Genomic DNA, 21613 nt, shown 5'->3' with positions numbered 1-21613 from the left:
AGCTGGGCATACGGACACAGCATGCCCAGCAAGCGCGGCCTTCCCGTTACTCCCGCGTACGAAGCCTTCCAACGCCCATCGTCGACCACAACCTCACCAAACCCAGGCACCTTCGCCTGGGTTTGCGCTGATCATGCGTCCTGACTGTCGGAAATTCTGGTGATGTGGATCGCGTTCGCGCCATCGTCGCCGGTCAGATAAAGGCGCAGGGCAAAAAGCAGGTCCGGGGTATGATCACCTTCGGGTTTTTCGATATTGATCTGTACCCGGCAAGACAAAGCGACAGTCGATTGTGCAACGAGTTCGCTCACCCGCTCGACGCTGCGGGCCAAGGCCTTGGTGATCTGCTGATGAGGCTGGAGCAACATCCTCAGTTGCATATCCGCTGCATCTCGCGTTCGAAGCACACCCAGCAGGAGTTCAAGTAACTCGGTGGTTGTGCGCATCCAGTTGACAGCAGCTCTGTTGTCATCGGCACCTTTTATTCCCGGGCATGGATTGATCTGCCCCAACGCCAGGTTGAGAGACTTCAGCACCATTGTCATTTGGGTCGCTTCGAATTGTTCAACAAAGTGCCGGTCTCGCCAGATCGCACAAGCGAAGGTGCGCAGAACGCTTTCCGTGATGTTGCGCATGAGGCCCGAGAAAAGCGCCCGCTGCCAGGGTTGATCCAGGCGTCCCAGGGCGAAGCCAATGGCTTGTGGGTTGCGAATGCTGCCGTTCTCGAGCTGCCCGGACAGATGCTGGATGAAGCCACTTGGGACGTTCTTGTGCATGCAACACATCAGCACGAGAATTACACTTTTCACCGACGTTGGAAAATCGTTTTCCTGCAGCAGAGAAACGAGGTAGTCGATATTGCTGCGGGCTGCTTTGGCAAAAACACCGGGGCAGTCGATATCGTCGATGGAGCGACCATCGCGCCATATCTGGATGATGGGGTAATAGACAGATTTGCGGATCTGCATAACGAGATTCTTGCTGGTTGTTTCGTCGAACCGCTTGAGTCGTTCCACCTCCTCGTGATACTCGCCGGCAACCCGACGGCCAGAGCATTTGCCGCCCTGCTCATGGCGTTCGTATGAAATGGTGTCGCCAACGCCGAAGTCCGTGTACAGATGTCCGTCCAAGATATTTTTCTGATGGACGAACACTCGTTCCTGAGTGGCGCTGGTGGTAGCGAACGTGAAATAGCCTCCGTTCTTGTCAGGGCGCCACTCCTTGTTGATCACGGCCTTGGCCCTGGCCTTGGGACGGATGTAGATATCCTGGTCCAGTCGTGCGATCGCGCGGGTTATCCAGTTGAGCAAGTCAGTGGTTTCACTGCTGCCGGGTTTTGGCAAATGACGCAGATCGGCCCAGGCCATCGGAGCGGGGTACTCCGGAGCGGGGGCATCGCTGACGACCAGGTCCCTGGTACGCCGCCAGGTAGCCTGCACCTGTGCAAACGCGCCATTGCGCGGCATGAAGGTCAGCTGATAGGGGGCGTCCGCACCGTATTCGAACGTCAGGTGGAGCGCACAGTCGACACTTTCCTTGAGTGGAAACGCGCAGGAGTCCAGGCGGGCCGAGTAGCCCAAGTCTTCGCGGCTGTCGCCCAGGAAGAGGGGGAACTGGTAGAACGGCCTGTCCGCCGGGAGGGTGAAATCTTCCTTTACCTCTATGCTGACTGGCCTGCCACGGATCGGCGTGACCGTCGTGCCACGGGACACCAGTTGGAAGCGCTGAGGACGTCCGTCCTTGAACACCTTGATCGTCAGTTCAGGTATCTCGTCGCGCCACAGGGGGATATCTCCCGCACGTTGTTGCAGCGTATGAAAATGAAGGCCTCCGGATACCGGGCTTTGCGTCACGGTGATGGCGAAGGCGAAGCCGCCGATGCGCGGGTCCTGTTTCAGCACCGAGTTGTCGAGGACGGGAGGCCTGGCGGCGATAGCTGGCGGTTGCCATTGGTTCTGGCCATCGATAGACGTAATGGCGCAGCCGGGTTCCGACTCATCCGCTGGGGTGTCCGAAATGATCACCGAAGGATGCCGCTCCCAGTAGAAACCTCTCGTTTCCGGGAGTTTGTCCTTGAGGGCCGGCTCGAGCCTGGCGACCAGTTTCGTGACGCAGGTTTTGCCGCCGACATTGTCGATCACGACTATCGGATAGCCAGCGCTCACTTTCGAGTAGTCCACGTGTTGAATCGCGGCGGCAATACTGCGCGGCAGGGGCACTGCGCCCTGGAAGCGAGCATTGAGATTGCGTCGGGTGACGTCGAGTTCGAAATCATTGAGGACATCGGGCACGAGCCAGATCAGCGTGTCGTGCCTGAACATTTCCTGCAGCCTGCCGGTGAAGGCGTGTGCGGCGCGCTCCAAGTGCTCGTGCGCGGCTTGGGAGAAGAACAGGTCCGTCGGGAATAGGGTCGTCACCTGCGGGTGCCGATAGATCGCGTCGGAGGTAAACAGGTCGAGTGCTACCTCGGCATCCTCGCCTTGCCATAGTTGCCATGCAAAAGAACCAGGTAGGTGCCTGGCCATTTTGCCCGCAGCATAGCGTGGGAGTGAGGTCGCCAGATCGACGCACACCGGTGTATGGATTTCGATCCTGGCGCCGCGCTTGATCTTTTCCTGTACCGACTGCATCGCGACGCTGTTGAACCAGGGACGGATCTCGAAGGTATCGAAGTCGAAGAAAACCGGCATGTCCGCCAGGTAGTGGCGGCCCTCGCTCCATATACGGCTGTAGGTGATCCAGCGATGCCGGGTCTGGCGACGTGCGTGGACCTCGGACAGGTCGCGAGCAGTGTCATCCTCCAGGGACTGCAGCCAACGCCAGGCGTCCCATACCTGTCGGTAATCGCGATGTGACAAAAGCGTGTTGTTGGGCGGCAGGTTCTCCCAGCGGCCAATGTCCCGCGCTTCGCCGGAGCGCAGCCAGGACAGAATCGTCAACAACAGGTCGTTCTGGTGTTCATGGCGCTCGACGCACAGCTCCAGGTATTGCGCCAGACGCACCATGCATGCCTTGAACAGGCGGTTCTCCGGCAGGTCGACGGACTGGGAGCGCCGAACGCCTTGCAGATAGGGGTTGCCTGCCAGCTTTTCCCTCAGTGTGCGTCCCGGGCGATTGCTCAGCTTGATGAAACTGTTGGCATCGAGTTCGCGTACCGCATGGGCGGGCAGTAAAGCGTGTTCCCGGCGAGGAGCCTCGTTGAGGCAGTGGACAAGCCGATCCACCGCCGCGCTGCAATGTTCGGTGATGCGCCATAGGCGGTCGCGGTACGGGGACCCGGTCTCGGGCGGTGAGTACCCTTCGATCCTGGCCAGAAACACCGACAGCGATTGCGGCAGTGCCTGCCCGCTCCTGGGGTCGAAGTCGACGGCATGGCAGAACCAGTCCGACTGCTCGAGCACCTCGCTGATGGCGGTGCTGTCGTGCGCCTTGTTGCGGGGCACGGAGTCAAGGCTCGACAGGTGCTCACTGGTCATGGCCGGTGATTCCCCCTTTCCTGGCGTTCTCCTCCAACGTCTTGCGCAGTTCGTCTCGTTTCTCCGGGGACCTCAGGTTCCAAGCCCTACGGCGCTCGTCAGGATCAGTCAGGCCGATGTTGAACAGTGACGGCGGTTCTTCCTGGGTGTTCGAGGCTGTGGGGGCAGGGTGGTCGACCTGTGTCGGCGCTGTTGACGAACCAGGCGCGTTGAGATAGTTCGCCGATTGCCAGATGAACTGGCCGTAGCCCAGTTCGCAGGCAATATCGAAGTCCTCGGTGAGGTGGAAAGGACGGCCAGCGATGCCCCTGTCCAACTGGTGGCGGATCTTGTCGAGGCAGTCGGTCTTGCTCTTGCCGCGGGTGTCGATGCCGCGGAGCTTGGGCATGACCTTCTGTACCAGCTGGTCTTCGAACGCAGTATGCATCGCCTCGGCAAGTCGGGATGGGGAGTTGTCATTCTTCGCCGCCCGGACCTCCGGGTAGTTGGCCATGTAGTACTCGATGGATTGCCATACCCGATGGCCAAGTGCCCGGCCAGCCACGCAGAGTGCTCCATTCAACGCCTCTATGAAGGCCATGTACGGCTTGACTTCGTCTTCCGAGAAGCTGCTGCCCTCTGCCAGCCAGCTTTGCCAGACGGATTTGTGCAGCGCCGGGCCGCGATTGCGCTCATCGAGCGGCAGCAATTTCAGGCGGCGTTTCAATTCGGTCGGCCGCGGGAAATTGACGATGATGGAGCGGTCCAGCACCTTGTCGGAAAGAGACTTGGTGGTTTCATCCTGGTTCATCGTTCCAGTCCACAACACATTCCGGCCCAGCGGTAGTTTGTAGGCTGGCATGCCTGCGCCGACCTTCACCGGCAGCCAGGGCACGTCGCTGCCTTTCCTGCCACGGCGCAGTTCGAGCTTGCTCAGGAATTCGGCAAAGTACAGCTCCGGATGGGCAAGGTTCATCTCGTCGAGCAGGACCAGGCACATGGCCTCGGACAGGCCGGGGTAGTCCTCGCTCCAGGGCTTCTGGCTCTGTGCGAGGAAGTTCAGCACCGGTTGGGCGTCGAATTTGTTGTCGATTGAGTTGAAGAAGCCGAGCATGGACTCCTGCGAGTCCCAGTTTGGCTGCACCGACAGCGGCTCGAAGAAAATGCCGCCGAAGTGGGCGTACAGGCGCGGCAGTTCGGACTTGCCGGTACCGGAGACGCCCGAGAGCACGGTCAGGGGCGACCACTCTGCGGTCTTCAGGGCCGTGTGGAAGGCGTTGAGGATCCGTGGGTTGAAACTCAGGCCGTAGTGGCTGCACGCATTGCCGATACCTCTGAGCCAGGTCAGCTCGTCGATCTGCGCCTTCACCGGCAGCCTGGCTCGGTCCACGGCAAAATGTGGCCGTTCGATTTCCTTGTGCCGCGCCTCGACCTCGGCAGGGCGTTCATAAGCGGCCCGCAGCCGGTCGAGCTCGACTTGCGCTTCGTTTGCCGCGCCTTCGAAGATCGAAGCCTTTTGCATCAATGACTGGTTTTCCGCAGTGAGCTCGGAGTTCTTCCGGCGTAGCTGACCGACCTGTTCATACTCCGCTTCCCTGATCGCGATCTGTCGCTCAAGCTCATCCGCCCGGGCCTTGTGGGCCTTGGTTTCGCTTTCAAGCGCGCGGGCTCTGTCGCGCATCTCCTCGGTGGGCCGGTTGGCGAGCTCTTCGCGCAGGCGCTTCAGTTCATCGGTCTGGCTGTTCAGGTTTCGCAGGATCTCGGACGGGTCCGTGTCCCCGAGCTGGCGTTTCAGGAGCTCGAACAGGCCCAGCAGGTCGGCCTGTTTGGCAACGGTTTCACGTAGGCGCCGGTTGTCCTCGATGCAGGACTGCTTTTGCATTTCCAGCGACCGGCGCTCTTCCTCCAGGTTGCTCTCGAGTTCGTCCGCGAATTTTTCACTACGCCGCCTGGCGTGCTCCTCGAGCCGCTGCTCCTTGCGTTCCAGGTTGCGCTCGGCGGCTTCCAGCTCCATCGCTCGCCCATGCACTTCGCCTTGCAGGGCGGTCAATGCACCCTTCTGCCTTGCCAGTTCGGACACTTCTGCATCCAGTCGCGCGCGGGCCTCGTCCTGTTGCCTGGTCCAGGCCTCACGCTGCCTGCTGAGCTCTTCGCGGATGCGCTCGCGCTCGGCGTCGCCGGCGGCCGACACTTCCGACAGGCGTTTGCCCCGGAGATTGGCAAGTTCCTCTTCCAGCGCCGATAGCTGCTGCTCGCGGATTTCCGACATCTGGCGCTCGCCCTCGGCGCGCTTCTGGCGCAATTCCGTATTCAAGGCTACGCGCTCTTCGTCATGGCTCGCTGCGCGTTGCTGTTCGACGACCTTGAGCTGTTCTACCCGCTTGCTGAGTTCGGCGGCTTTTCTGGCGAGGGCCTCTTGCTGGGAAGTCAGCCGCTGCTCTTTTTCCTCCAGGGTTTGCTGGCCCTTGGCAATAGCTGCTTCGCGGAGCGCGATTTCGGCGTCACGCAGCAAGTGCGCGGCGGCATCCTGCTTCGCGACGTCTTCCCTCTTGTCGGAGTGCTCCATTTCCTATACCTCGATCAGTGTTTTGATGATTTTGTACGATGCCTCGCGCAGCTTCGCGACATCCGTGCTTGCCAGTGGCAGTGGTTCATTACCGTGCCCGCGTCTGGCGATGAGCGCGGCTACATCGTCGACAAAGGTCGGTTGGGTCGCCGCGATCGACTTTAGGGTCTGCTCGTCGGCCATCAGCAGGAAGGCGATCATGCAGGCCCCGAGCGACTGGCCGCTGCCTTGCAGCGTCTGGCGTACAACCGAAGCCCTCACGGTGTGCAGGCTTGACGGCAGTCGATGGCACAGGCCGGCCGCGATGGCCTTGTCTTGCGCTACCTCGATCAGCAGCGCATCTGCCATGTCCGGTGGCAGCCAATGGTTCAGCGACAGCTCGAGGACGGACTGCACAGCCGCATAGAGATCGCGGGCGAACGCCAGGGCATCGTCTCCCTCCTGCCAAGAGAGAAAGACCCGTTCCGCATGGACGAGCCGCTCTTTCACGTTCGCCCCGAGGCGATTGAATGCGCCGAAGCCAAACTCGTCCTGGATGCCAGCACGGGCATCCAGCAACACGTCCGCATAGGAGTCAGGGTTGCTGCTGGCGGTCGGCTCGCGGGAAAAGGCCACCTCCGGCACCATGGTCTCGATGATCTCGCGCACCAGCGGTTCTGCCAGCAACTCCGATTCCGGGGCGTCGGCACTGCCTTTCCCATGCCCCTTCTCGTCACGTGCCTTCTTGATTTCGAGCAGGTGGCTGATCAGTGCGGGATCGCGCGCGGCCAGATGTCGCAAAGGATGAGAGTCATCGTCCTGCGCGCGAAGGATGCTCAGGGCGAGCAGCGTTTCCAGCTCTGCCTTTCCCTCCTGGAAGTCCCGTAGCTTGCCCTCCCGGACAGGCCTGAAACCGGCTCCCGGTGGTAGCAGCCCAACCTTGCTGGCCGCGAGGCCAAGCAGTTGTGCGTGCTCCGCCTGCGGGGTGAATTTCAAGCGCTGAATATCACCTTCGAAGGGGCGCCTGGCACAGGCATGGAACAACGACCACTCCACGGCGGCATAGAGCTGGGCGATCGAGCGGAACGCGGCGTTCGGCAGCAGCCGCAAGTTGCTGAGGAGCTTGGGGTAGCGCAACTGGTTGGAAGGTGTGTCGAAGGGTTCTTTTGCACGCTGATCGGGGGATGGCGAGCGTGGCTGACGCAGCGCTGCCTTCCACTTGCCCAGCCAGTCCGCCGTACGCTCGTCCTGCTCTAGCAACTGTTCGAATGCCCGTTCAAGTATCAGTGAAAAACCGTTGCCGAAGGGGTCTGCGATGCGGAACTCGCCGTCGCGTCTCTGAATGGCGATAGGGCAGTCCAGGTAGTACTGTTCCGGCTTGTCCATGATCACGATCTTGTGCAGTGCCGGCAATTGCTGCCCCTTCCCGAAAACTGCGGATCTGCGCTGCATCGCTCGCGCCACCTTGATCACATCGCGCTGGGTGAGCGGTGCGGATCCGGTACTGATGGATCGGATCCTGTAGGCGGCCTGCTTCTGTTCCTGCTTGCACAACGGCTGGTTCTCCAGCAGTTGCATGAAGGGCAGGACCTGCCCGCTGACCCGTTCGCGAAACAGCAGCGCGGTCACGAATGCCGGGTTGTTGGCCTCGCTTGCCGTGTTGCTGTCGGACGCTTCGAGGACGCTGTTGAGATCGTCGATCAACCCTCTGTCCCGAAGGCGCAACAGAATGCTTTCGACCAGGTCGCGCGGAATGCACGTGTCCTCGGCCAGTGCCTGTGAGGTCATCCTCCCAAGGGAGAGCAGACTGAGGATGACCTGCTCGAACGGGTTGAGGCTCAGGCCGTCTTCGTCAGGCCTGGGCAGGGTGATCCGGTAGGCATCGACGGGCCAGGACAGATTGCGGCGTCGGCCGACAATTGCCCCGAAGGGATCAGGGGTGCCGTAATCCAGAAGTTTCAACATTCCAGCACGACTCCTTGTTCGCGGCAGAGCTTATGGAAATCAACGAGCCCGGGAATGAACTCGGCTGCAAGATCGCCATCCAGCAGGCTCGGGTCGCCGACCACCACCAGCAGTTTCTTCTGGCGGCTCATCGAGACATTCAGGCGGTTGTAGAGGCAAAGGTGACCGAACAGTGATTGCGCCTGTTTTTCGCGGTCATCGGTAGCGGGTTTCCACGACTGCGGCACGGTCCTCACCGTCGATAGGAACACCACGTCGAACTCCATGCCCTGGAACGAGTCAACCGTGCCGATACGCAGTCGCTTGTCATTGTCGCCGAGCGTGCCGAGCTGCTGCCTGATGTACTCGGCCTGCGCCTTGTAGAAGGAAATCACCCCGAAAGTCAGGTCTTTGCCTGCCTCGCAATTCATCCATGCGAGCAGTTGGTGCACGATCACCGTGGCCTCGATCGGGCGAATCCAGCTGGTCCCGCTGCGTCGGTGCTTGCCTTTTTCCACGGGTACCTCCAACCACGCGGCGGGTTTTCCGCCGGTATCGGGGAGGGCGTGGGCAAAATTGACTGCTGGCCTTCCTGAGCCGAACTTCTCGGAGGGGTCGAAGCGCTCGTAGAAGTTGCGGCTGATGAAGTCGCCCAGCAGCTCATGCATGCGGTACTGCCTGTCCAGCGTGACCCGGCGAGTGATGTTGTCGCCTTCCTCCAGGGTTTTCAGGCGTTCCGAGAACAGGTAGTGGAACATCGATTTCTTCAGCCAGTCGGTTTCCGACGGGCCGTTTTCGCCGTCTTCCATCCGGCGTGCGACCTCGTCATCGATAATATGCGGCAGCTGGCGGTGGTCGCCGACCAGGATGATGCGCCTGCCCTGTGCCATCGGCACCATCAGGTCACGTGGCGAGACGCGAGCGGCTTCGTCGACGATCACGTACTCGTATTCCAGGCGCTGCTGGTTCAGGTTGGTGTCGCCCCCCTTGATGCCTTTCTGGAATTGCATCCTGCGGTTGACACTTTGCTGACACGTCGCGGCGAAGGCGAAGCTGTAGTCGGATACAGCCTCCAGCATGGCGCGCGGATTGTTGTCGAGCTGGGCGAGAAACTCCGCCAGCGCGGCGGACTTCCTGTCCCGGCCCGAGTGTCCCTTGAGTTTGATCTGCTCGATTGCTACGTCTGCCAGGACGACGATCTCGTCGTTGGCTTTCTCGATGCGGAAAACCGGGGGGGCGCTGAAGCGGGTGAGCAGCGTCCTCTTCAGTGCCGCCAACCGCTGCAGGAACGGCGGAAGGCCATTTTCGTTACGCCACAGGCTGGCATCGTCGAGCAACGCAAGGTCCTCGCTGTCCAGCACCTCGCCGAGATCGACCAGCGCATCGGCGGCGCGCTCGGGGCCATCGTCGGCAAAGCTTTCCGGCCGGCAGCGAAGGCGACGCACAACGTCGAGCCATTGGTGGCTGGTGTCATTGAGCTTTTCTTCCAGGCCCATTTTCTTCTGCAGGTTCTCGGCCTGACGTACCCGCTCCTCGCCCAGGACCGCAATGCCGAGCGCTGCGATCCGGGAGGCCAGGCGGGCGCCGAGTACCCGTGTCGGCGTCTGGAGGTATTGCAGGTACAGGTGCCTGATCTCCGTTTCCTGTTCGATTTCGGCGATCTGCGGGTTGCGGTCACGCAATTCGGCGGCGAGCTTCCCACACCACTCATCGAGCCGCTCCTCGAATAGGCTGGCGTCATCCGTGGCTGCATTGGAGCGCTTGCCGAATTTCGGAACGGGAAGGCTATTGAGCGACAGGCGCTCGATCATGTTCTCGACCGCGTCGTGCTGAAACCCTGTCAGCAGCACCTGGCCCTTGATGGCGATGCCACGCTTGTCCGCCATTTCGTTCAAACGCTCGAGAATGGCCGCGATGACCGTAGTCTTGCCGGTTCCGGGAGGTCCCTGGATAAGGGCGATGTCTGGGGTTTCCAAGGCACAGCTGATGGCATCCAGCTGTTTTGGCGTGGGCGTGTTCTTGAAGACCTTGTCCAGGACGAACGCCGTCAGCGGCTTGACAGGTGACGGCCTGCGGGTCTGGGTAATGACGCCTTTTTCCTCGATCAGCAGGCCGAGCTGGGGATTGGCGGCCCGGCCTTCGAGAATCATCCGGCGCGCCACCAGGCGGCGCTTGATCTGGGCAACCTCGCCTGCCAGGGAGAGGATGAGCATGCCCGACTTTTCCGGCAGCCTTTCAGTCTTGAGCTTGAGAGTGTTCGATGCCTTGTCGAACTCGCTCACCCCGTAATGCCTATTTCTGACCTGTGTCTCTTCCTGGGGGGGCGTGGGTTCCCGTTCCGCCGTGTGCTCGATGCCGCTGGCGAAATCCTTGAAGCGCAGGGCGGGATCCAGCAGATAGTCCGGGAGTTCCTCTACCCACCGGAGTTCGCCGACCTGGCCCTTTTCCAGGGCCTTGAGTGCGGCCTCGGAGGCTTGGGTCACGCATACGGCCACGGTTCCGTCCCTGTTCTCGACGCTGCCGGCGACGTGCAATACCCCCACCAGGCGCGCCTTGTCCAGCAGCAGTTCACCTTCGAGATCGCCGAACTCATCCCATTTCCTCAAGTAACTGACGTGGTCCTGAGTCAAGGCTGTCATCTGCGCTTTGGCGAGGAGACGGATATGTCCGGTCCGGCTCCAGTCTGCGAAGTGAAGCTTGCCCTTGACCAGGCGTAGTGCACGGTCCGGATGCTTGCGGGCCTTGGTCAAGCGTGTGGTGAGGAAAATCGATTTGCCCTGGGGTAACGGCGTCTCTGTCGCTACGAAGCGCAATCCATTCCCGCTGATGCAGAACGAGTTGCTGCGGTTTGGTTGCTGGCTTCGAGCGGGCTGTACGGCACTGGGCGCTGCGTCCTGGCTAGCTTGCGATTCCGGATCCGGCACCAGGTCGTTAGCGTCTGCTGCTTCCTCTTCCTGGACGGGGTCGGGCTTGAGCATCTCGTCGATGGCCGGACCTGCGGTCAGGAAAAAGAAGTCGATGTCGCCTTGCCGAAAGCAGAAATGGCGCTCCAGCAGCTTGTAGAGTTGTTCACCCTTAGGACCGTTTCTGCGGCGCTCGAGGTCTGCAATTGCTCGTTCGGCATAGTCGTCCACGCCGATTTCCAGTTCACCCATCTCCAGGCACGGGCCGGAAAAAAAGGCGATCTGCAGTTCCATGCTGCCGTCGGCAGCACGATTGGCCAGTTGCGCGAGCAGTGCGCGGCCAATGGCGAGTTCGGCGTTCAGCCGCCGGTTATCGATAGATGTGACGGTCTGCACCGCGATCATTGCGTCCTTGAGACGCAGGTCGAACTCATTGGGGCGCGAGAGATCGTTCTCGATCGAATAGACGGCCTGGTCGCGCCACTCTACCGAGCCGTGGCCAACCGGTTGGATGCGGATGGTAAGGATATCGGCTGGTATGTCCTGGAACTTCATTGCACGCCCGCCTCGAAGGTGAAGGTCAAGCTATCGGGGAAAGCAGGGGTGCCTCGGACAGGACGTGCCGTCCTGGCGGCGAAGTCAAGGTCGACTTCGTACGCCTGCGTCTCGTTATGCTCGAATGAAAAAGGATGGAAAAGTCGGTGCGGCAGGGCGAAATGCTGGGTGGTGGAGGGAATCACGATCTCGCCCCGCGATGTCTGGGCGCGGGCAAACGGCGCACGGGGTGCATCGCAATAAGGGCAGTTGGTGTGTTCGTCGAACAGGTAGCTCATCGTGCAGGCATTGCAGTGCAGCGAGCGGTCGAACGCCTTTTTCAGCTCCATCGCCCAGAGCGCCATGGTGGGGCGGCGATGCGGCTGTAGTCGCCCGGCCCCGAATGTTTCCTGGAAGAGCCGGCGAAGCCCATGCGTAGCTACCAGCGCACGCGGCAGCCCGCCAACCCCAGAGTTGGAGTCATCCTTCGCGTCATCGATGAAGGGCAGATACCCCGCGTACGCCTGTTCATCCAGGTCGGCAGTCTGGCCGTCTTCATCTGGCTCGGAGTCCCAGCCACCGTCATCTTCCTCGGGCTCGAGCACTGCCTTGCCGATGAACGGATGGCAGAGTGCAAGGGTCTTGAAGGCCATGACGGCAAATGCCCAGCAATCCGAGCGTGGGCGCGCGGTATCGATGCCCCGCACCACTTCCGGTGCACCGTAAGCCGGCGTGTAGACCGAGATACCTCCGCTGGCCAATTCAAATCGCAGGTTGTCGGCATCGATGAGCCAGACATCGTTCGATTGCGCACCGATGAAGGCGTTGTTGCTGGAGATGTCGCCATAGACGATGCCCGCACAATGCAGGCGGGCGAGGATGGCGGCGCATTCCGACAGCGCGAACAAGCGGCGGCGGGTCGAGCCCGTACGAGCGTAATGGACGAGATGCAATGCCAAGTCCCTGTCAGGGACCTTCGCCAGCCATTCAGGAAGAATGAGCTGCTGTTCTTCGAGGACCTTTTTCGTCTTGCCGTCGAGATCGAAGACGCTGAAGGGCGTCATGTCGTTTAGCAGGCGCATCACGTACCCTGGCTGATCCCGCAGGATGGCCAGCGGTAACGACAGTGAAATGCGCGGTGGCAGGGGCAGCAGGCGGATATTCTTGAAGCGTTGAAGCAGGTCGCTGCTGGTGTCCGGCTCACCTTGGGGATTGAGCGGTTGCTTGATGGCCAGGTCCGCGTCCTTGGTGCGGAACACGACGCCTTGACCGCCCCTGGCGAGCTCATCGGCAAGCGTATGGTGATTACCGTATTCGTCGCACAGCGGCGGTGTTCCTTCAGTCTTGTCCATGGTGAATCTCCTCGCGACAGAGACAGGCGATGGTCTTGTCGTCGCTGTGCTTTGGGGTGGGCCATTTATCGAGCATCGCTTGAAGACGCCGGCTGGCGGTGACCGCGGCCAGCGAACGGTGCGCATCGATCAAGCCGGTCACGAAGCCGGGAATGTCCTCCAGGTCGTCCGCCACGCCGTCGGAGCAGAGCAGGATGGCCAGGCAATCCCGCTCCGGCAGCGAGGCGACCTGCCAGTCCCGCTCGGACACACGCTGGGAAAGTGCTGCCGTGATGTTGGAAAAGCCTTGCGACTTGTCGTCCGCCAGGGACATCACCGAACCATCCGACCTGATTGCGGCGACCAGGCCATCGCCCAGCATTCCCAGGTGGATCACGCCGTTTCCCGCCCGGAAGGCGAACAGGCACGTGGCGGCGCAATCACGGGGTTCGAGTGGTGCGACGAGAGACAGCCAGTTCGACGTAATGCGTTGTAGCAGGGGCGCCGGGTCGGCTTCGGTGCGGGAGCGGAAAGCCTGTGCTACAGCCTGGCAGGCTGCATTGCTGCCGAAACTGGAAAACGGCTTCGAACCGAGGCCGTCGGAAACCACGATGCCGTCTCCCCCGTCGCGGTGGAAGGCTGCCCATGCGTCCTGGTTGGGGAGGCCGGCAGCCAGGTGCGCGGGGCCTGGAACGCTGGCACCGAAGCTCTTCCACAGCGTCATGCCGAGGGCGCTTCCAGCCATTCGTCCAGCGCAGCGAACAGGTCCTCGGCTAGGAAAACGTCCGGACCCTTGAGCTGCGGATTGGCGTCCGCACCGATCTTGATGACGCGTACCGAGTCGTCGGGAAGCCGCGACCGCCACTGTTTCAGGTGTCGGGCATCGGTGCTGGACCAGAAACCGTCGGTCAGCAGCAGTATTTTTCTGTTCGGTGAATCACCCAGCAGACGGGTCAGGGCGGTCGCGCTGGAGGTGCCGCGGCACACCAGCATGTGTTCCGGGTAGTCGTCGGTCATGGTCCAGTCGTCGAAGACCGCTTCGGTACCCCAGGCACACAACCTGATCTGTTCCTTTCTACCCGCCAGAAGCATCCACTGGGCGATAGTCGTGACCACCGTCCTCGTGATGAATGGCTTGCCTCCCTCGCTCATACTGCCGGAGGTGTCGCACACCAGAAAGAGCGTCATGCCGGCTCCCTGGCCAGCCTGGCGCGTGCGGCAATCCCGCTCATCAAGCTATCGAGCTGTTCCAGGAAGGAGCCGCCGCAACAAAGTGCCAGCTTCGCGTCGCTGATTTTCTTGCGCACTGAGTCCGACCTTGGAGGGAAGCAGCAGGCGACGATGCCGCGACCTTCGACACCACCATAAAAGCGGACGAGGTTCTGCAGTTTCATCACTTGCTCCTGCGTGACCTTGCCCGCCTTGCACTCGACGATGTAGAGCGAATGCCCGTCGGTAAAGGTGACGTCGAGCTCGTTGTGTTGCACGTCGCGATGGAATGAACCGTCCTGGTTGAGTTGCAGGGTGAGGTTGATTCGCAGGTCCCGGATGACGCCGCGCTCCTCGTAGGTTTTACACTGCAGATAGACGAACTCTTCGAACCAGCCACCGGACATGTATTTGGCGAAGCCCGCCCAATGCTTGAAGTGCAGGTTCAGGCCGTTGCCGACAACCGATGCCTCGGCTTCCCGAGTGAAGGCGAATACGAACCCGTGGCATTCGATGCGAAACGGTATCAGTGGCTCACCTCTTTGCAGGCTTCTTTCGTGTTCGTTGTTGTACCTGCACAATTCGGGGTAGGCGTCAGCGACTTTGCTCCGGTATTTCCACAGTGTCTTGGTCAGGCGGCGTCGGTCCGGCGATAACTCGTCCTGGGGCTCGACGGTCGACACTTTCAGCCCATCGCCATTGAGCAGCAGGAAGGTTTCGATCGAGTCGATGGGCCGGATGGTCTCCCGACGCAGGCTATCGACATAGGTCACGCGCTGGTTGCGGCTGTCGAAGTAGAAGGGCACTGCACCCAGTGCGCGGGCTGCGGAGAGCGCGCCGGCGAACATCAGCTTGGTGCCGCCGGTAAGGTTCATGCCGATACGCGCGCCAGGCGGCAAGGTCCTGGCGTGGGCGATGATTCTTTCCTGCACGTCCATGGCGTCCCACGGGTTGACCGGGAGTTCGTCGAAGTCCGCTTCCTGGATGAACGCGCTCATGCAGGCCGCCGGGAAGTCCAGGGAGTTCACGAACACATGCCGGTCGGAGGCGAACTGGCGGATACCCAGCAGGGCTGGCATGCGTTGCTCGCCGAAGAGGTGATAGGTCACGGCGAACCCTTTGTGGGCATTGCCGATCGCGGCCTGGCTGGCACCGTGGCGCTCCAGCCATTCGGCGGGCAGGGCAATGGCTTCCGGCGGTTTGCCGACAACGGGCGAGACGATGAGGCGTTTCTTCAGGTGAGGATGAGCCAGGGCCGCCAGTGCCCACATGAACGCCATGACCGGCGTGCCAGGGCTCAGGTACAGCGTCACGAGTTTCTCGCCAGCGGCCTTGGCGACAAAATCCAGGGCGCGCATGGCACAGGCGTAGATGCCTTCGGAGTCGTTCAGCTCGCGGAGTGTTTCGCTCTTCAGCGAAATGCGTGCCTGCCTGGCAAACCGTGGCAGTTGCGCCTCCAGCCAGCGGGCGAAGTGCGCGTGGGCGGCAGGCGTATTGGCGAAATTGGAGACGAAATCGTTGGTAACGCCGCGATCCTGTTGCTGGTTGGCAGCATGGATCGCCGCCAGCCGTGTCGCCAGGTCCGCGCAGGTGGGTGCCGACACGTGATCCTGGAGGTCGTTTCGCGTGTAGCCAAGAATCACGATTTCGCTATAGTCCTCTGCCGCCAGCGCTGCGGCAATCGGACCTTCCGTGCTTTCGAATCCCAGCGACGCGCGAAAGTCCGTGATGCCATACCAGGTGAGCAAAAACTTCTTCATAGGGAACTCTTGGCGACGTAGGGGCGGAACCAGGTCGTTTCGCTGGTCATTCGGTTTACCAGAACGGCCCGGTTGGGCTTTTCGAGACCTTTGAACTTGCCGATGCCGGTGGAGACCAGCGAGCCGGCGTCATCTTCACTCATGCAATACCCCAGGCGCAGTTCGAAGTACGAAAGAAGCTCCTTGCAGGTCGATGCGCAGCGCTGCCAGCGCTCGACGAAGGCGAATACGAACACCCCCTGACGCGGGCCATCCTCGGCAATGCGCTTGAGCAGATCGCCAGGGCCGAGTGGTTCACCCGGCTTGGGGGGCCTGAACGCGGTCGGTGGGTGCAGCAGTCTTTCCGAATCGAGACCGTCGATGATCAAGGCGACGCGGCGACTGCCGATGGCATCGGCTATCGCTTGCAACGGGAGTGCCGCGATGTCGTCGAACACTTGCACGGGACCGCCGGGCGCGCGCGTCCCTGAGGTGAATTCGCCTTTCGCGGTGACGCCGCGGGCGTTGAAGAAGATGATCTCGTCGAAACGGCTGGATGCCACCAGGCTGGACAGCGTTGCGTTGAGCAAACCGTCGTGGATGGCATCGTTATAGCCGCTGAACAGGACATTGAAGGCCGTGCGCTGGATGAGCGGGACCGTGAGCATGTCGGCGTCGAACGTCAGCTGTTGCCCGAGGAGCAGGGCACCGTCCCCTGAACAGACGTTCTGGTAGGTAGTGGCGCAAGGCGGCTCAGGCAGGTGGGCACCATTGAAGATCCGGGTCTTGTCCGCCATGCCCTGACGCGAGGCATGTTGCGCCAGCGTGCTGATGTGTTCGCGGCAAGTGTCGCTGTCTGCTAGGGGTATCAGGAACTTGACGTTGCCGGACCTGGCCCCGTTGGCATTGTTGATGATGCCCTCGGGCGGGCTCTGCAGCTCCGCCGCGGCCCAGTTGTTCGCGCTCAGGATCATCGCCGAATCTTCCTGGCCGCAGGCCAGGGCGATGCGGCAGCCCAACTGGGTGATGATGCTCCCCAGGGACATGGCATTGATGCCCTTGAGAGTCTGCGTCGCGAGCAGGACATGAATGCCGAATGAGCGCCCCTGCTTCAACAGTTGCGACAGGAAGTGTTCTGCCGCCTCTGCCACTGAGCGTGTGCCGGCGAAGAGCACCTGGAACTCGTCGATGACCAGGAGGACTCTGGGTAGCTGCTCACCTGTGCTGGCGCGGAAACTAGCGAAGTCAGAGACCTTGTTTTCCTTGAACATGCGCCCGCGCCTCTGCAATTCATCCACCAGGTGGCGAAGGACTGTGATGCCGTATTCGGGATCGCTTTCCGTGGCGACCAGCCGGGCATGGGGAAGGGGCGGGTCGGCATAGACACTGAATTCCGTCGATTCCTTGTAATCCAGCAGATAAAGGTCGACTTCCGCCGGTGAATAGCGCTGACACAGGGAGTGGATCAGGACGTGCAGCAGGTTCGACTTGCCTGACCCGGTCTTGCCAGCGAGCAGTGCATGGTGTTCGGACGTTGTGGCACCGAGGACGAAGGAAGCGGGCGCGCCCGCGGTTGACCAGCCGATCGGGATGTCGAAGCCTGTGCAGGTCGTGGCGCCCTTGGAGAAACCGGACCAGAGATCCTTCATCGACCGGCTGAAGCGCGCCTGCCGGGCACACTCTTCGGCGAGCGCCGAAAGGTAGGGGCCTAGCTGTTCCTGCCTGGGCCATTGCTCGGTCTTGCAGCTCGATGAAAGGCCGTTGCGCGCGACGGACGACGTCGCGAACAGGGCGTCGAACGCTGCGACAGCCTGTGCTGCGGTTGCGCGGAATTTCTCGTAGCGCTGGTCCTGCAGGCGGTGCTCGTTGATCGCGATGATCGGCAGGACGCCGCAGCGCGGGCCGTTCTCGCACAATCGCTGGAGGAACCACAGACTTTTTTCGGACAGTTGCTCTGGCGCATCGAACAGCACCAGCACTTTGTACGCAAGACGGCAGTCGGGGTTCTTCGCATTGTACGCCGACCAGTTCGCGGACTCGTCATTGAAGCGATGCTGGAGCAGTTCCTCGATGTCATCCGTCAGCCGGCCGAGCGCAGTCTCGATCTCGTCCGCGCGCGTCAGCACCCGCTGTGCCGGTACCAGTTGCTCGACCTTGAGCAGGGGCAGGAACGGCTCGACTGATTGTCCCAGTCGCAGCGGATCGATGAACGTCAACTCCAGCTGCGCCGGGGGCAGGGCAGAAAGCAAGCGCAGCAGCAGGCCGGATATCCACTGAGCATGGCCCGTGTGGCCTTGGGAAAACGCCAAGGCGCTGGAGAACGGGAAGGGGATGGCGTTTGGCGTCGAACAGCAGAGGTCCTCGAAGCCCAGTTGCCGGGAGCCGAGGTACAGACGCGCAGGCATTTCTGTGACCGCCCATGATGTCGTAGGGACCAGATCCGTCAACGCTGGCTGTTCGCGGCGAAGCCGCTCACCCGAACGCATCGCGTCCGTGGCGATACCTTCCCATTGCCGCACGAACGCCGATCGCCAGGCCGTTGTCCGCTGCGCGCGGCTGGCGTTCGTCTGTCGTTCTTCATCTGCCAGCCGCCGCAAGGCCTCTTCCGTCGAGGCAGCCAGGGGCGTTTGCAAGTCTTTGCGCAGCCCCTGAAGGGTTTGCTCTCTTCTGCTCGCGGCGGCATTGAACTCACGGTCGATGCGGGCCAGGCCTTCCTGATAGTCGGCGATGGCTTGCATGACCCTGGAGACGATTTGGTCCGGATGCTCGGGCGATCCCTTCATACATCACGCTCCCCTCGTGAAGTTCCGACGTCTTGCGCTTCCTCGAGGATGCCGTCGATGGCCGTGACCTGACGCTGGTAGTCTTCGTTGAAACTCCGCAGGCAGGCGATGTTCTCCTGGATCGGGGAGAGCACTTCGTTGGCGATGGAGATGCCGAATCCATCCCGCACCCCGGTGTTGAACCTGTTTGCGCAGGCCGCCATCAGACCCATGACATCGTCAAACATCGACATCTCCCGACTCATCGTCCATGGGGATTTCCAGGACATGCGCATCGGTGGAGATGCCTGGAAACAACGACGTACAACGCTTGCCCGGCAGCAGGTAACGGGATTCGAAGTCCGGATCCTCGCGCCTGATCTCGCTCAGGAACCTCTGCCACCGCTCCTCGGACAGGTCGATCGAACGGCAGCCTGCGGTCAAGTTCAGCAAGTGCGCCGTGGCCTCGTCCACGTCATCCATGTCACCGGTATCGACCGCGCGTTGCAACTGTTCCACTCCTGCCCGGACCTGTTCAAGGATGGCAGGCTCCACTATGGCGAATCGCACTTTCATGGCTGTTCCTCCTGGCTCTGGCGGATGAAATCAAGACAGGACCGGTCTATCTCGTTCTTGCTCGGCAGCATGCCTATCAGAGGCGAGCCCGCCTCGCGCAAGGCATCGCGCAATTCTTTCTCTTTCTCGGGCGAAAGGTCCTTGATGTCCCGCGAGCAGAGCGTGCATTGCGCATCCGCTTGCTTGTGTCCTTCGGCCTGGAACACCATGTGGTCCTTCTGCGCGAAGAGGTACTGGGCTTTGCCGCATTTCACCTCCAACGCCAGCGAGCCGCCCACCGGTGCCCCCATGCCCGGCCCACGCCCCAGTACGACTGGGACACGCAGGTCGGTTATCAGCAGGTCGGTCTTGGTGTAGCGGCCGTTGTCGCCAACGAACGTCCGCCCTTGTGTCTCGATGCGACCACCCAGTGGCGCCAGGGCGTGGCGAGCCAGTTGCTCACCGAATTCGCCGCACAGCTCAATGCGGACCTTGCGCACGACCCCGTTGCGCTCGACATCGCCTTTCGCGGCAACCCATTGCTCGCGGAACCTGTCGACCTTCGCCCGATACTCGGGATTTCGTTCGTACAGGTACTCCTGGAGCATCTGCCGATGCTCCGCCGACAGGTTCATTCGATCCCGCAGTACATCTGGTGTGACGACGCCACCCTGTTTTACCGGGTCCCACTTCAGCCAGGAATGGAAGTCCGCAGCGACGGGATGGGTCGCCAGGTAGGCCTCCAGCGCTTGCTGGGCCGCAGAAAGGCGTGTAACACCGAGATCAATGGCCTGGCCGACGCCGAGAAGCCGTGCATTGCACTCCTGCTGCGCTTGCGCCAGTGCCTGCGCGGCCATCGAGGCCGCTTGCCTGGTCATTTCCAGGCGACGTTCCATGGCCATGCGGTTCTCCATGGCCCGTTCGTGATCGACCCGTGCCTGCTCCAGTGCGTTGCAGGCCTGGTCCACTTCGGCTCTGGCCTGCTCAGCGCAGTCTTGCTCCCAGGAGCAATCAGGATTCGACCCGTCTTCGGCGAGCGGTTGAGCGATGCAACTGGACAGCGAGCTCTCGGCAGCGTCGAGACTGGCGTATGCAGTGTCCACGGCCTGTCGGGCATCCTCGGAGGCCTGGCTGGCGTCCAGCTCCAGCTGTATGGCGTTGTCCAGCAAGCCCTCGCTGTGCTGTGAGGCGTTTCGAGCGTCTTCGTACTTGTGCTCTGCCAAGGCAACCTGTGCTCGGCAGGATAACTCCAGGGCCACATGGATGGCCTGCAGATCGCGTACGAGGTCTTCGAGATTTTCCACTTGCCCTATGGATACGAGTGCCATTGCCCTTGCGACGTCCTCAGCTCTGAAGGTAATCGCGCAGGCGTGACGCCAGGGCGATCAAGTAGGGCACCTGCTCAGTCGCATTCGCGTTGAACTGATGGAGTTGCTGGACGAGCATGTTGAACTCGTCTTCGAACTGCGAGCGCTTCTCGTCCTGCCAGGTGTCACCGAGCGACAGGAATGCGCCATCCAGAGCGCCAACACTGTCGTTCAGCGCGTCGGTGAATCTTTGCAGTGCATACGCAAAGCGCTCTAGTTCTTCCGGATCGCCAATTGCCTGTGCCATTACCAGTAGCCTCCATCATCTGCATCGGGTGCCGTCGGCACCGCTGACTCCTGTCGGGCGCCAATGGTCGTTGGCTGGACATTGATCGAGCTCGCTGGCGGTATGGCGTTAGGTGCCTGCGATTTGGTACGGAGGGTCACCGACATGGTCACAAACTTGAAGAAGTCTTTCATTTGCCGGGCATTTTCTGCGTAGAAAAGCGGGTTTTGCGTGCCCTCGATGAATGCTCCAAGAACCGCCTCGTCGGCATCGGCCCCGATGGCCATGGCCATACGATCGCATTTCGCGGAGCGTCCTTCGTTTACGAAGTCACGCAACGCGCCTTTCCAGCCATCGTTCGGTTGTCCGTCCGAGACCAGCACCACGGTCGGGCGATAAGCGCGCGATGGCACAACGTCCTTGTCTTCAATCATTGCCTTGGCCATTTCAAGCGCGACACCCAGCGGGGTCATGCCGCTGGCTGCAAGTGTCTGCCACTGAATGTTGTTGGCACTGGCCAGGGGTTGATGCAGTGTGACCTCTGAGCCGAACGTGATGATCGAGACCCAGATTTCGGTCTCGCTGGTCTCGTTGCCACGGAACACGTCGAGCATGTCGCGCACCGCTTCATTCATGTTGTCGATCTTTTCTCCGCCCATGCTGCCGCTGACATCAAGCAAAAGGATAACGGGCAGTGGCTTGGCTTTTGGAGCCGTAAATTTCGATGGGTCAAAGGGAGTGTTCATGCGCGATACTCCTTGGAAATGATGATGAATAGGCCGGTGTGCAGGCCGCGCTGGTCGCACGAGTTCATTGAAAAACGGAAAGTGCTAACGAAGAGTGGAAAGGACGCATAGGGGCTGATGGCAGCCAGTGATGCCGGGAAGGCTTAGAGAAAGGAGTAAGGGGGCTAAAGGAGGAGAAACAGTCCGGGCAGCGTGTGACCATCTGGCGCATAAGACTTCCTTGTTCTTAACCGTCGTCTATCGACATCAGGTTGCGGGAGATTAGGCCATGCTACCCATATAGATAGCAAAGCGCCA

Annotated in this window: 14 protein-coding genes; all 14 read right to left on the bottom strand. The window is 61.2% G+C overall.

Annotation, left to right across the window (positions count from 1 at the left end; all coding sequences use genetic code 11):
• Nucleotides 1-131: 131 nt before the first annotated feature.
• From LOY51_RS15455 to LOY51_RS15390, 14 genes are read right to left on the bottom strand one after another with little or no spacing between them, the layout of a single operon-like run.
• Nucleotides 132-3476 carry a DUF2357 domain-containing protein gene (locus LOY51_RS15455; RefSeq protein ID WP_258641909.1) on the bottom strand — a complete coding sequence of 1115 codons (3345 nt, stop codon included), beginning with the start codon at nt 3474-3476 and terminating at the stop codon, nt 132-134.
• A complete protein-coding gene (locus LOY51_RS15450) occupies nt 3466-6021 on the bottom strand; it encodes a DUF8727 domain-containing protein (RefSeq protein WP_258641908.1) in 2556 nt (851 codons plus the stop codon). The genes LOY51_RS15455 and LOY51_RS15450 overlap by 11 nt, the downstream gene beginning before the upstream one ends.
• A gap of 3 nt (nt 6022-6024) precedes the next feature.
• Nucleotides 6025-7965 (bottom strand): hypothetical protein, encoded by a 1941-nt coding sequence (locus LOY51_RS15445; RefSeq protein WP_258641907.1) that lies wholly within the window; start codon nt 7963-7965, stop codon nt 6025-6027.
• Nucleotides 7959-11402: a DEAD/DEAH box helicase gene (locus LOY51_RS15440; protein ID WP_258641905.1), complete on the bottom strand. Its 3444-nt coding sequence runs from the start codon at nt 11400-11402 to the stop codon at nt 7959-7961. The genes LOY51_RS15445 and LOY51_RS15440 overlap by 7 nt, the downstream gene beginning before the upstream one ends.
• A complete protein-coding gene (locus LOY51_RS15435) occupies nt 11399-12733 on the bottom strand; it encodes a protein kinase domain-containing protein (RefSeq protein WP_258641903.1) in 1335 nt (444 codons plus the stop codon). Before LOY51_RS15435 ends, LOY51_RS15440 begins: the two co-directional genes overlap by 4 nt.
• Nucleotides 12720-13436 (bottom strand): PP2C family serine/threonine-protein phosphatase, encoded by a 717-nt coding sequence (locus LOY51_RS15430; RefSeq protein ID WP_258641901.1) that lies wholly within the window; start codon nt 13434-13436, stop codon nt 12720-12722. The genes LOY51_RS15435 and LOY51_RS15430 overlap by 14 nt, the downstream gene beginning before the upstream one ends.
• Nucleotides 13433-13900: a vWA domain-containing protein gene (locus LOY51_RS15425; RefSeq protein WP_258641900.1), complete on the bottom strand. Its 468-nt coding sequence runs from the start codon at nt 13898-13900 to the stop codon at nt 13433-13435. Before LOY51_RS15425 ends, LOY51_RS15430 begins: the two co-directional genes overlap by 4 nt.
• On the bottom strand, nt 13897-15681 hold the full coding sequence (locus tag LOY51_RS15420; RefSeq protein ID WP_258641898.1) for a Card1-like endonuclease domain-containing protein: 1785 nt from the start codon (nt 15679-15681) through the stop codon (nt 13897-13899). The genes LOY51_RS15425 and LOY51_RS15420 overlap by 4 nt, the downstream gene beginning before the upstream one ends.
• Nucleotides 15678-18443, bottom strand: coding sequence for an FtsK/SpoIIIE domain-containing protein (locus tag LOY51_RS15415; RefSeq protein ID WP_258641897.1), 2766 nt, complete (start codon nt 18441-18443; stop codon nt 15678-15680). Before LOY51_RS15415 ends, LOY51_RS15420 begins: the two co-directional genes overlap by 4 nt.
• Entirely contained in the window at nt 18440-18670 is a 231-nt protein-coding gene (locus LOY51_RS15410; protein ID WP_146146882.1) for a hypothetical protein, read from the bottom strand. The genes LOY51_RS15415 and LOY51_RS15410 overlap by 4 nt, the downstream gene beginning before the upstream one ends.
• Complete coding sequence (locus LOY51_RS15405) at nt 18663-18998, bottom strand: hypothetical protein (protein ID WP_258641896.1); 336 nt, start codon at nt 18996-18998, stop codon at nt 18663-18665. The genes LOY51_RS15410 and LOY51_RS15405 overlap by 8 nt, the downstream gene beginning before the upstream one ends.
• Nucleotides 18995-20305: a hypothetical protein gene (locus LOY51_RS15400; protein ID WP_258641894.1), complete on the bottom strand. Its 1311-nt coding sequence runs from the start codon at nt 20303-20305 to the stop codon at nt 18995-18997. The genes LOY51_RS15405 and LOY51_RS15400 overlap by 4 nt, the downstream gene beginning before the upstream one ends.
• 16 nt (nt 20306-20321) lie before the next feature.
• Nucleotides 20322-20591, bottom strand: coding sequence for a WXG100 family type VII secretion target (locus tag LOY51_RS15395; RefSeq protein ID WP_258641893.1), 270 nt, complete (start codon nt 20589-20591; stop codon nt 20322-20324).
• Entirely contained in the window at nt 20591-21316 is a 726-nt protein-coding gene (locus LOY51_RS15390) for a vWA domain-containing protein (protein WP_258641892.1), read from the bottom strand. Before LOY51_RS15390 ends, LOY51_RS15395 begins: the two co-directional genes overlap by 1 nt.
• Between the last annotated feature and the right edge of the window lie 297 nt (nt 21317-21613).

The sequence above is a fragment of the Pseudomonas sichuanensis genome, from assembly GCF_024749065.1.
GTDB lineage: Bacteria > Pseudomonadota > Gammaproteobacteria > Pseudomonadales > Pseudomonadaceae > Aquipseudomonas > Aquipseudomonas sichuanensis.
Note: the sequence above shows the minus strand (reverse complement) of the source record. Positions and strands in the feature narration are given on the sequence as shown.